The 11,648-nt window shown below is 65.3% G+C and carries 13 protein-coding genes; 3 read left to right on the top strand and 10 right to left on the bottom strand.

Annotated features, from left to right (window positions below):
* Positions 1 to 99: 99 nt before the first annotated feature.
* The 4 genes from EU800_RS19050 to EU800_RS19035 form a co-directional block, all read right to left on the bottom strand.
* Positions 100 to 609 (bottom strand): pyridoxamine 5'-phosphate oxidase family protein, encoded by a 510-nt coding sequence (locus tag EU800_RS19050; protein ID WP_129634698.1) that lies wholly within the window; start codon positions 607 to 609, stop codon positions 100 to 102.
* A 3-nt stretch (positions 610 to 612) separates the two neighbouring features.
* On the bottom strand, positions 613 to 810 hold the full coding sequence (locus EU800_RS19045; protein ID WP_129634696.1) for a CsbD family protein: 198 nt from the start codon (positions 808 to 810) through the stop codon (positions 613 to 615).
* Positions 811 to 897: 87 nt separating this feature from the next.
* Positions 898 to 1,395, bottom strand: coding sequence for a Dps family protein (locus tag EU800_RS19040; protein WP_129634694.1), 498 nt, complete (start codon positions 1,393 to 1,395; stop codon positions 898 to 900).
* Positions 1,396 to 1,517: 122 nt separating this feature from the next.
* The gene (locus EU800_RS19035) at positions 1,518 to 1,688 is read right to left on the bottom strand and encodes a DUF1328 domain-containing protein (protein WP_129634692.1); all 171 of its coding nucleotides are present in this window, start codon (positions 1,686 to 1,688) and stop codon (positions 1,518 to 1,520) included.
* Positions 1,689 to 2,015: 327 nt separating this feature from the next.
* Here EU800_RS19035 and EU800_RS19030 point away from each other — a divergent pair, with 327 nt between their 5' ends.
* A complete protein-coding gene (locus EU800_RS19030) occupies positions 2,016 to 3,581 on the top strand; it encodes a 2-isopropylmalate synthase (RefSeq protein ID WP_129634690.1) in 1,566 nt (521 codons plus the stop codon).
* Positions 3,582 to 3,885: 304 nt separating this feature from the next.
* Positions 3,886 to 4,890 carry a LysR substrate-binding domain-containing protein gene (locus EU800_RS19025; protein ID WP_129634688.1) on the top strand — a complete coding sequence of 335 codons (1,005 nt, stop codon included), beginning with the start codon at positions 3,886 to 3,888 and terminating at the stop codon, positions 4,888 to 4,890.
* Between the two features lie 8 nt (positions 4,891 to 4,898).
* Here EU800_RS19025 and EU800_RS19020 read toward each other — a convergent pair whose 3' ends face one another.
* The 6 genes from EU800_RS19020 to EU800_RS18995 form a co-directional block, all read right to left on the bottom strand.
* On the bottom strand, positions 4,899 to 6,155 hold the full coding sequence (locus EU800_RS19020; RefSeq protein ID WP_129634686.1) for a TRAP transporter large permease: 1,257 nt from the start codon (positions 6,153 to 6,155) through the stop codon (positions 4,899 to 4,901).
* Between the two features lie 13 nt (positions 6,156 to 6,168).
* A complete protein-coding gene (locus tag EU800_RS19015) occupies positions 6,169 to 6,741 on the bottom strand; it encodes a TRAP transporter small permease (RefSeq protein ID WP_129634684.1) in 573 nt (190 codons plus the stop codon).
* Complete coding sequence (locus EU800_RS19010; protein ID WP_129634682.1) at positions 6,738 to 7,706, bottom strand: TRAP transporter substrate-binding protein; 969 nt, start codon at positions 7,704 to 7,706, stop codon at positions 6,738 to 6,740. The genes EU800_RS19015 and EU800_RS19010 overlap by 4 nt, the downstream gene beginning before the upstream one ends.
* Positions 7,707 to 7,808: 102 nt before the next feature.
* Positions 7,809 to 8,561: an SDR family NAD(P)-dependent oxidoreductase gene (locus EU800_RS19005; protein ID WP_129634680.1), complete on the bottom strand. Its 753-nt coding sequence runs from the start codon at positions 8,559 to 8,561 to the stop codon at positions 7,809 to 7,811.
* Positions 8,562 to 8,587: 26 nt separating this feature from the next.
* The gene (locus tag EU800_RS19000; RefSeq protein WP_129634678.1) at positions 8,588 to 9,616 is read right to left on the bottom strand and encodes a transketolase family protein; all 1,029 of its coding nucleotides are present in this window, start codon (positions 9,614 to 9,616) and stop codon (positions 8,588 to 8,590) included.
* Entirely contained in the window at positions 9,613 to 10,467 is an 855-nt protein-coding gene (locus EU800_RS18995; RefSeq protein WP_129634676.1) for a transketolase, read from the bottom strand. The genes EU800_RS19000 and EU800_RS18995 overlap by 4 nt, the downstream gene beginning before the upstream one ends.
* A 230-nt stretch (positions 10,468 to 10,697) precedes the next feature.
* On the opposite strand from EU800_RS18995, the gene EU800_RS18990 reads away from it, so the two are divergent.
* Positions 10,698 to 11,513 (top strand): sugar phosphate isomerase/epimerase, encoded by an 816-nt coding sequence (locus EU800_RS18990; protein WP_129634673.1) that lies wholly within the window; start codon positions 10,698 to 10,700, stop codon positions 11,511 to 11,513.
* The last annotated feature ends 135 nt before the right edge of the window (positions 11,514 to 11,648 follow it).

Raw genomic sequence — 11,648 nt, 5'->3', positions numbered from 1 at the left:
CGGCAGCCGAATGACGGCGTCAGCGCGACGAGAAAGGCCCCGACGGTTCTGCCGTCGGGGCCTTTTCGATCATGTGTCTGGACTCGGGCAGAGGGCGGATCACGCCGCCAGATTCACGATGGTGTGGTAGCCGAGATCATCGCTGCTGCCGCCGGTGGCGGCACGCAGGAATTGAAGGCCCAGGATCACCGGGTTTCGCGGGCTGGCCCAGATTGCGGCCTCCCGGAATGTCAGCCTCAGAAGAATTGCGCGCTCGGCCTCGACAGGGCTCTCGCCGTCGAAGAATGCCGAGGCGACCGGAGTCCAGAGTTCCGTCAGCCGGTCCTCGTTCTCCACCTGCTCGATCGGCCCGACGAGGCTCAGATAGATGTCCTGCGCCTTTGTCGTGACGGTGAACCGCGCCTCCGCGCCCTGGCCGACCGCCCCGACAAGGTCGGTATAGCGGTCGGCGATGAACCAGAGCTGGCCGCCGACGCGATCCAGATGGTGCGTCATCGGCTGCGGATGCAGGTCGCTTCCCTCGACGTGGAGCATGCCGGCGCGCGTCGCGTCGAGCGCGTCGAGCACCGCCTTCTCCGGGGATTGTCGAACGGAGTCGAGATCGGCCATGGCTCAGGCCTCCGCCATCCAGCGATCAACCGCCTCCCGGGCCTCCTCCTTGGTGTTGCCGTATTTCGTCTGCAACAGGCCCTCGAGCTTCTCGCGGTCGCCCTTGGCCTCGGTCAGTTCGTCGTCGGTGAGCTGACCCCATTTCTCGAGCGCTTTGCCCTTCATTTCCTTCCAGTTGCCTTGGATCTGGTCCCAGTTCATTGTCTTTCCTTTCGGTTTTCGTTGTCGGGACGCCGGCCCCGCGACGGGGCGGCGTGCCGTTCCTGTGTCGGTTCGTGTGATGCCGGTCTACGCGGCCGCGATCGAGCGCAGCATCCAGGCCGCCTTCTCGTGGAACGCGGCGCGCGCGGTGGCGAGGTCGGCGGTGACCGCGTCCTTCCGTGCTTCCGCGATCTCGATCAGCGCACGCAGCCTGTGGGCGACGCGCTCGTGATCGCCGGCAAGATCGCTGGCCATGTCGCCGGCCGACGGGGTGCCGTCCAGATCGGTGATCACCGAGGTCTCGACGATATCCGCAATCTTCATCGGCGCGAGGTGGCCCAGGGCTCGGATGCGCTCGGCCAGCACGTCGGTGGCCTCGAACATGTCGCCATACTGCTCCTCGGTGAGGTTGTGCATCGCGTAGAAGAGCGGACCCTCCACGTTCCAGTGATAGGCGTGGGTCTTCAGAAGCAGCGAATAGGTGTCGGACAGGATGTCGGCGAGCCCCTTGGCGATCGCCTCGGAGTCGCGGATCCCGGTTTTGACGTCGGTGTCGGTTGGGATGATCTTGAGCGCTTCGCTCATGATGTACCTCCTTTATCAATTATTTTGGTTTTCGGGACGCAACTCGCCGGCCCGGCCCAAAGGGCCGAACGGCGAGATCCCGGATTTCGATGGACTGGTGCGGCCGGTCGGACCGCGGGGCGTTACGGCGTGCGGCCGCGCAGCGCCCGGGCGACCATGGCGACGGCAAACAACACCAGGAAGATGACGAACAGGATCTGCGCGATGCCTGCCGAAGCGCTGGCGATGCCGCCAAAGCCGAAGACCGCGGCGATCAGTGCGATCACAAGAAATGTCAGGGCCCAACCAAGCATGGCGTTTCTCCTTCGGTCTGTTGAGTTTCCCTTGCGGGCTGTGCAGTGACAACGGAGCGGGCGGGGGATTGTTCCGGATTTTTTCCGAAGCCAGTCGGACGGGCGACGCCGACATGGCCAATTTCAACCTTTTCTTTCCCGTTTCCGTGGCTATAGTCGCCGGCATGACGTTGATCCGGCATATCCCTCTGGCCGCTGCCCCCGCGCAGCCGTGCCCGCTTGCCGGCCTCCTTCTCCTTAGCCGCCTCTGAGCGTGCCCTTCCGGCGCGTCCGCTCAGAGGATCTGGCTACCGCGCCTCGGATTGAAGGACATCAAGGACCCAAGACATGACTGACACCCAAGACCGCGTCGTGATTTTCGACACGACCCTGCGCGACGGCGAACAGAGCCCGGGCGCGACCATGACCCATGACGAGAAGCTGGAAATCGCCCAGATGCTCGACGAGATGGGCGTGGACATCATCGAGGCCGGCTTCCCGATCGCCTCGGAGGGCGATTTCGAGGCGGTGCGCGACATTGCCGAGGTGACGCAGAACGCCGTGATCTGCGGCCTCGCCCGCGCGAATTTCAAGGATATCGATCGCTGCTGGGAGGCCGTGCGCCATTCCGAGCGGCCGCGCATCCACACCTTCATCGGCACCTCGCCGATGCACCGAATGATTCCGAACCTGAACATGGACGAGATGGCCGAGCGGATCCACGAGACGGTCACCCATGCCCGCAACCTTTGCGACAACGTGCAGTGGTCTCCGATGGACGCGACGCGGACCGAGCATGATTACCTGTGCCGAGTGGTCGAGATCGCCATCAAGGCCGGCGCCACCACGATCAACATCCCCGACACGGTGGGCTACACCGCGCCGCGCGAGAGCGCGGACCTGATCCGGATGCTGCTGGAACGTGTGCCGGGCGCCGACGAGATCATCTTCGCAACCCATTGCCACAACGACCTCGGCATGGCGACGGCCAACTCGCTGGCCGCGGTTGAGGCGGGCGCGCGGCAGATCGAATGCACCATCAACGGGCTCGGCGAGCGCGCCGGCAACACTTCGCTGGAAGAGGTGGTGATGGCGATGAAGGTCCGCAACGACATCCTGCCCTACACGACCGGGATCGACACCACGAAGATCATGAACATCTCGCGCCGCGTTGCCGATGTCTCGGGCTTCCAGGTGCAGTTCAACAAGGCCATCGTCGGCAAGAACGCTTTCGCCCACGAGAGCGGCATCCACCAGGACGGGATGCTGAAGAACCCGCTAAACTTCGAGATCATGCGGCCCGAGGATGTGGGCCTGTCGGCGACCAACCTGGTGATGGGCAAGCATTCGGGCCGCGCGGCGCTGCGCGCCAAGCTGCACGATCTGGGCTACGACCTGGGCGACAACCAGCTGAAGGACGTCTTTGTCCGCTTCAAGGAACTCGCCGACCGCAAGAAGGAGGTCTATGACGACGACCTGATCGCGCTGATGCGCGACGCCGGGAGCGAGGTCGACGACCACCTGAAGGTGAAATTCCTGCGGGTGATCTGCGGCACCCAGGCGCCACAATCGGCGGACTTGGTGATGAGCGTCGACGGGGTGGACCACATGGTCTCGGCCTCGGGCGACGGGCCGGTCGATGCGACCTTCAACGCGGTGAAGCAGATCTTCCCGCACAACGCGCATCTGAAGCTCTACCAGGTCCACGCGGTGACCCGCGGCACGGACGCGCAGGCGACGGTTTCGGTGCGGCTCGAGGAGGACGGGCGGATCGTCACCGGCCAGTCGGCCGACACCGATACGGTCGTCGCCTCGGCCAAGGCCTACGTCGCCGCGCTCAACCGTCTGATCGTGCGGCGCCAGAAGACAGGCACCGATCAGAAGGAGATCACCTATCGCGACGTGGTGAGCTGAGGCCCAGCACCAGACTACCTTTCATGAGAGGAGACCGCGCGACGCGCGCGGTCTCCTTTTCTCATAAGCTCGGCTCATCAGGCTTGGATGAAAGACGGTGCGGGATCTTGGATCTTCCGTCAGCTCAAGCGGTGCCCCGGAGCTGGGGCTCTCCTCGAAGACGTCGCGAGGGTCTGCGATGAGGGTCGGCTCGTCGAGCGCGCCGGCATCCGGCGCCGGCGTCCCGGCGCAGACCTCCGGGTGGCAGAGCCACGCGAATTGTTGAAAGATGCTCCAAGCTTGCGGTGGAACCGGGGAGAGGCCCATGCTCAAGGACATCAACCTCAACGCGATGCGCCATTTCGAGGCGGTCGCGCGGCTTGGCCGGGTGTCGAAGGCCGCTGCGGAGCTTCAGGTAACGACCTCGGCGGTGAGCCAGCAGATCCGGCTTCTGGAACAGCAGTTCGGCGTGCTTCTGTTCCGGCGCGACAACCGCCGGCTGGTGCCGACGGAGGAGGGCGAGCGGCTCTACTACTCGGTCTCGCGGGCCTTCCGGATGGTGGCGGACGTGCATTCGGCGATCGTTCGCCAGCACCAGCAGCGCCAGTTCATCATGCGCGCAAGCCCGACTTTCGGCGTGCGCTGGCTGGGTCCGCGGATCAAGTCCTTCCTCGAGAAACACCACGACTGGAGCGTCCGCGTCGATGCGACCCCGGAATTCAGCGACTTCGAGACCGAGCTGGTCGATCTCGACCTGCGCTACAGCTACTTCGCCGAACCGGGCATGCACGAGACCGTCGTGATGCGAGATTTCGTCCTGCCGCTGGTCTCGCCGGGGTATCTCGCGGAATTGCGGGACCGCGCCACCGATCCGATGGACCAGATCGCGCAGGCGCGGCTGATCGACAGCGTCAAGACCTTCGTCCGCTGGGATGCCTGGCTCACCCATCGCGGGGTCAGCGAGGTCCCCTCGGTCTATTCGCTGCGTTTCGACCGCTCCTCGATGGCGATCCAGCTTGCCGCGGATGGCGCCGGCGTGGCTCTGGAGAGCGCGACACTTGCCTGGCGCGAACTGTCGGAGGGCCGGTTGGTGCCGCTTTCGCCCGACCTCGCGGTGATCGAGTTTCCGGGCTACCGGATCGTCTGCCCGCCGCGCCACATGAACCGGCGGATCGTCCGGCTCTTCACCGACTGGGTGGTGGCGGAAGGCGCCCGGCACGAGGCCGAGATCCGGACCTTCCTAAAGGCGGCGGGATGTCGCTTCGACGGGGTGGGCGGGCCGGTGCCGGTGGGAGAGAACGGCATGGCGGGGTCCGGCCCGCCCGGTTGACCCTCTCCCTAGTAGAGGGTGAGGGCCGGCACGTAGGAGATCAGCAGGAGCACGATGATCGCGACTCCGTAGAAGGGAAGCAGCGCCCGCACCGTGTCGCCGATGCGGCAGCGCGCGATCGCTGTCGAGATGAAGAGCGTCGTGCCCACTGGGGGGGTGTAGAGGCCGATGGCTAGGTTGACCACCATCATCAGCCCGAGCTGCACGAGATCCAGCCCGATCGACTGGGCAATGGTCACGAAGAGCGGGCCGAGCAGCAGAACGGCGGCCGGCAGGTCGAGGAAAGCACCGACGATGAGCATCACGACATTGAGCGCGATGATGACCATCCAGGGCTCGGAGAAGGTCGCGGCGACCCAGACGGCGAGGTCCTGCGGCACGCGTTCTGCGGTCAGCACCCACTGGATGGTCGAGGAGGCCATGATGATGAACATCACCGCGCCCGTCATCATCGCCGTCTCGACGGAGGCATCCCAGATGCCCTTCCACGTCAGGTCGCGGTAGAGCAGGCCCGAGACGAGGAGCGCATAGGCCACGGCCATGACTGAGACCTCGGTCGGCGTGGCAATGCCGAAACGCAGGGTGCCGATGACGAAGACCGGCATCAGGAGGGCCGGGATGGCGATGAAGACCTGGGACTTGAACGCCTTGAAGCCGCCGGGCAGGGGCGAGCGGGGCAGGTTGATCGCGCGGGCCACGAGGCCGACGGCGACGAACATGCCGACGCCGAGCATCAGGCCGGGCAGGATGCCTGCGACGAATAGGTCGACGATGGAAACGTTCGAGACGAGCCCGAAGAGGATGAGCGGGATCGAGGGCGGGATCAGCACCGAGACGGTCGAGGCCGCGGAGTTGACCGCCGCGGAGAACCCGCCGGGATAGCCCTCTTTCTTCTGCACCGGGATCAGGGCGTTGCCGAGCGCGGAGGCGTCGGCCACTGCCGAGCCCGACACGCCGCCGAACATCACCGAGCCGATGATCGTCACCTGGCCGAGACCGCCTCGGAAGTTGCCGACCAGGAGGCGGGCGATGTTGACGAGATAGACGCCGAACTTGCCCGACATCATCAGCGAGCCGGCCATGATGAAGAAGGGGATGGCGAGCATCGGGAAGGATTGCGTCGGCGTATAGAGTCGCTGGACGATGACCGCGAGCGGCTTGCCGTCGACGATGAGCGCCGCGGCGACGCCGCCGAGCATCGCATGCGCCACCGGGACGGAGAAGGCCAGCAGGCCGAAGAAGACCCAGATCAGGGGGGCGGTCATTGCGGTTCCTCCGTTAGCTAAGGCTGGTGGTTTCGTAGTCGGTGGCGTGCAGGTCCTCGCCCGCGAAGGTGCGGATGATGTCGACCACGGCGATCACCGCCATGCCGGCGAAGGCGTAGAACAGGCTGAGATAGCCCCAGTACTGCTTGACGCCGAGCGTCGACAGCGTCTGGAATTTCGAGGCGTTGAGGATCGGCGTGCTGGATCTCAGCACCTCGACCGAGATGACGAGGATCACGACGTTGATCGCAAGGGACAGGATGCGCCGGGCGTTCTGCGACAGCAGGTCGGGCATCAGCGTGATCGCGATGTTGCGGCCGCGCGCCGCGGCGATGACGATCCCGCCGCCGACGAGCCAGGGCAGCAGCAGGGCGTGGATCTCGTAAGCCCAGGCGATACCGGAGCCGAAGGCGTAGCGCAGCGTGACATTGGTCAGCAGCGTGACGAAGATGAAGCCAAGGCAGATGGCGGCGATGATCCGGCCGCTCCAGTCCAGGAGGGACGAGATCCCGGTCACCCAGGCGAGGAAGGGGCGTTGCCGCCCCTCCCCGTCGCGTTCCGGGGACGGTGTGTCGCCCCTGGTCATTCGAGACCCGCGGCCTTGCGGAGCGCGGCGACCAGCTCAGGATAGGTCTCGGCATACTTGTCGTAGACCGATTGCGTCGCTTCCTGATAGGCGGCCTTGTCGGCATCGGCGAAGGTGGCGCCTTCGGCTTCCATCTTCGGCTTCAGCTCGGCGTCGGAATCCGCAACCATCTGGCGTTGCATCTGGCCGGCTTCCGCGGTGGCTTCGAGCACGCAGGCCTGCGTGGCCTCGTCGAGGCCCGACCACCAGCCGAGTCCCGCGACGACCGGGGTCGTCTCGTATTTGTGGCCGGTCATGGTGACGAAGGGCGTGATCTCGTGCAGCTTGGCCGAGTAGATGTTCACGAGCGGGTTCTCCTGCCCGTCGAACACGCCCGATTCCAGCGCGGTCGGCAGTTCGGACCAGGCGAGCGGAGCCGGCGCGGCGCCGAGCGCCTCGAAGATGTCGACGGTCATCTGATCCGGGGGCGTGCGGATCTTCATGCCGTCGAGATCCGCCGGGCTGGGCACGTTCTTGGTCAGATGGGTGATGTTCCGGATGCCGTTGTCCCAGAAGCCGATGATCTTGAGCCCGGCATTGTTGGCGCGGGCGTCGAGCGTCTCGCCGACCTCGCCGTCGAGCACGGCCCAGGCCGTTGGCAGGTCATTGAACAGGAAGGGCAGGCCGAGCAGCCCGATTTCCGGCACGATCTGGGACATCGCGCCCTGGCTGTTGGCGGTGATCTGGATCACGCCGGCAGAGGCCGAGGTCAGCATCTCGGCATCGTCGCCGAGCGTCGCCGAAGGTGCGACGTTGACGGTGTGCGCGCCGCCGGTGCAGGCGGTGAAGAGCTCGGCCCATTTCTCGGCCGCGACGTAGCGCGGGTTTCCGGGGTTGGAGCCATGGGCGAAGATGACTTCGTCGGCTTGCGCCGCGCCTGCCAGCATCGTGGCGCCCATCAGGGCCGTGATAAGCGTTCTCTGCATTGAGTTTCCTCCTCTGGATGTATGTGTGGACCGCGGCCTGTCCGCCGCGGGGTCTTCCGGTCCGCCGCGCATCCTCCTCCGGACGCGCGGCGGCGCTGTCGTTCAGTGAATGAGCGAGCCGCCGTTCACGTCGACCTCGGTGCCGGTGCAATAGGCAGAGAGGTCTGAGGCGAGGAACAGCGCGCAGCCTGCGACGTCCGACGCCTCGCCGGCGCGGCCCATCGGGATTCCTGCGAGAACCTGCGCCTTCATCTCCGGCGTCAGCTTTCCCTGGGTAATGTCGGTGGCGATGAAGCCCGGGCAGATCGCGTTGACGCGTACATTGTCCGGGGCAAGTTCGCGGGCGCTGGCCTTGGTCAGGCCGAGCACGCCGGCCTTGGCCGCGGAATAGTGCGGACCGCCAAAGATGCCGCCGCCGCGCTGCGCGGAGACCGACGACATGTTGACGATCGAGCCGGACTTGCGGGAGCGCATATGCGGCACCACCGCCTGCGTGCAATAGAGCGTGCCGCGCAGGCTGACATCGGTCACCGCGTCGTAGTTCTCGGGCTCGATTTCCATGAACTTCAGCGGCTGGGTGATGCCGGCATTGTTCACGAGAATGTCGATCTGGCCCCATTTGGCGATCAGCGCGTCCATGACCTGCTGCGTCTGTGCCTTGTCGACAACATTGCAGGCCATCCCGACATGCTGCGGGCCGAGATCGGCCGCGGCGGCTTCCGCCTGTGCCTCATCGAGGTCGAGAATGGCAACGGTCGCGCCATGCTCTGCGAACAGTTTCGCGGTGGCCTTGCCGAGGCCGCGTGGCGAGGCGGCGCCGGTGATGACGGCAAACTTGCCTTCAAGTAGTCCCATCTATCTTCTCCGTTCTTGCTGGGCTCTCAGAGCCAGCCCTTGATCTGGTCGGCCACCGCGCGGCGGCTGATGCCATACATGTCGTGCAGCGTCGGCAGGGCGCCGGCTTCGAGGAATTCATCCGGCAGGCCGATCTGGCGGAAGACCGGCGCCACGCCCGCCGTCAGCAGCGTCGTGGCAACCGCCTCGCCCAGACCGCCGAGCTTGGTGTGGTTCTCGGCCACGACGCAGAGCCGTCCCTTGCCGGCCTCGGCGAGGATGGTTCCGGCGTCGAGCGGCTTGATCGTCGGACAGTGCAGGACGGCGACGTCGATGCCGTCCTTCGCGAGATCCTCGGCCGCATCGAGTGCGCGCATCGTCATGATGCCGGTCGAGATCACGAGGACGTCCTTGCCCTCTCGGATCATCTGCGCCTTGCCGAGCTTGAACCGGTAGTCCGGCTTGTGCTTCGTGAGCACGCTGGCCACATTGCCGCGCAGCAGCCGGGCATAGGCAGGCCCGTTCCAGGCCACCAGTTCGGGGACCATCTGCGCCACGTCCGTCGCATCGCAGGGATCGACGATGGCAATGTCGGGCAGGCCGCGGAAGATCGCGATGTCCTCGGTCGCCTGGTGGCTCGGTCCGTAGCCCGAGGTCAGGCCGGGCAGGGCGCAGCAGATCTTCACCGGGAGGCCTTCCTCGGCGATCGTCTGGCTGACGAAATCATAGGCCCGGCGCGAGGCGAAGACGGCATAGGTCGTGGCGAAGGGGATGAAGCCTTCATGCGCCAGCCCTGCCGCGGTTCCCATGAGCAGCTGTTCGGCCATGCCGATCTGGTAGAAGCGGTCCGGGTTGGCCTTGGCGAAGATGTGCAGGTCGGTGTATTTCGACAGGTCCGCGGAGAGGCCGACGATGCGCTCGTCCTTCGCGGCCGCGGCGTTCAGCGCGTGTCCGAACGGTGCGGCGACGGTCTCGTAGCCTTCCGCCTCGAGCGAGGCGATCATCGCGGAGGTCGCTTTTTGGCCCTGCGGCACACTGCGAGCCTCGTATTTGCGGGCGCGGGTTGCGGCACTCATTCCGGAGCCTCCTCGTCAAGCACGGCCAGGGCCTTCTGCCATTCGTCGGGCTCGACCCGCACGAAATGGGTGATCTCGCGTTCCTCGAGGAACGGCACGCCATTGCACATCCGCGTGTCGCAGACGATCACGCGCGGCTCCGGCCCGTCATGGGCGCGGGCGGCGTCGAAGGCCTTCACGAGGGCCGGGATGTCGTTGCCGTTCACCCTCTGCGTGAACCAACCGAAGGCGGCGAACTTCGCGTCGATCGGTTCGGCGGAGAGCATGCCGGTGGAGGCGCCATCGGCCTGCTGGTTGTTGAAGTCGACGATGCAGATGAGGTTGTCGAGCTTGTGATGCGCGGCGCCCATTGTCGCCTCCCAGGTCGACCCCTCGCCGAGTTCGCCATCCGACATCAGGTTGAAGACCAGCGCCGGGTTGCCCTTGCGCTTGAGCCCGAGGGCGCGACCGACGGCGACCGAGAGGCCGAGACCGAGCGAGCCGCCGCTCATCTCCATGCCGGGAGTGTAGCTCGCCATGCCGGACATCGGCATCCGCGAGTCGTCCATTCCGTAGGTGCCCAACTCCTCTTCGGGGAGAATTCCGGCCTCCATCAACGCCGCGTAGAAGGCGATGGCATAGTGACCGATGGAAAGCTGATACCGATCGCGCCCTTCCCACTCGGGCTCTTCCGCGCGGTATTCGACCGCGTGAAAGAATGACACGGCCAGAACATCCGCGACGCCGAGCGCCTGGCCGACATAGCCCTGCCCCTGAACCTCGCCCATCTGGATGGCCTTGCGGCGGATATTGTAGGCGCGGCGCGCCAATGAGACATTCGACCGCCTGTCGGCCAAAGCTTCGATCGCCATTGCTCCTCCCTTCGGATGCGTCTTTGCATCCGGTGGAGACGATCATGCCGTTTCCGGCGCGGCGCCGAAACAAACGAGAATTACAAAGTTGTTTAGGAGAGCTACATATTCAAGTGCGACCCTTTTGTTCCAGAAGACGAACCGGCTTGCATGGCGCCGATGACGATATAACGTATACGCTGTTGTATACTCATCTGCGGCGCCCCGCGGAATGGACGGAGGAGAAAATCATGCGCCTTGGCCTTGGGAGTTATGCCTATCGCTGGAACATCGGGATCAAGGATCAGGTGCCCGCGCACCCGATGACCCCGTTCGACGTGCTGGAAGCCGCCGAAAAAATGGGGCTGGACCTGATCCAGTATGCCGACAACATGCCGCTCGAAGCGCTCTCGCCCGAAGATCTGGAGCGGCTCGCGGCGATGGCCCGCGAAAAGGGCATCACGCTCGAGGTCGGCACCCAGTGCTTCAACGCCGAGCAGGTGTCGCGCTATATCGAGATCTGCAAGGTCATCTCCTCGAAGATCCTGCGTGTCGCGCTCGATGCCGCCGACGCGCAGATCCCGGTGCCGGAGCTCGCCGAGCAGCTTCGCCCGCTGGTTGAGGATGCGAAGGAAGCGGGAATCCGGATCGCCATCGAGAACCACTTCAACTACCCCTCGCCGCGCATGGTGGAGTTGCTGAAGGCGGTGGACGATCCGGCGCTCGGCATCTGCCTCGACGTGGCGAACTCGATCTGTGCCAAGGAATGGCCGGAAGAGACCATCGCAATGCTCGCGCCCTATACGATCAACCTGCATCTCAAGGACTACGTGATCGAGCCCGATCCCTATGGCGTCGGTTTCCGCATTCGTGGCGTGCCGCTCGGCACCGGACGGGCCGACATCCCGTGGATCCTCGACCAGCTCGCCCATTGCGACAAGGACATGAGCGTCCTCGTCGAACATTGGCTGCCGCTCGGCAATTCGCTCGAGGAGGCGATGGCGCAGGAGCAGCCCTGGCTCGACCAGACAGTGGCCGCGGCCCGCAGATTCATCGAAGGCCGCTGATACGCGCAGGGAGGAAGACGGCATGAGCGAGACGCACACGAAGAAGCTGATGAACGCGCCCGAGGCGATCATTCCGGAGATGATCGAGGGGATGGTTCTGGCGCATCCGGAGATGCTTCGGGTGGAGGGGGCGAC

Origin of the sequence: Tropicimonas sp. IMCC6043, from assembly GCF_004146235.1 — a bacterium.
In the GTDB taxonomy this organism is placed as follows: Bacteria; Pseudomonadota; Alphaproteobacteria; order Rhodobacterales; family Rhodobacteraceae; genus Tropicimonas.
This window is presented reverse-complemented; position numbering and strand designations above follow the sequence as displayed.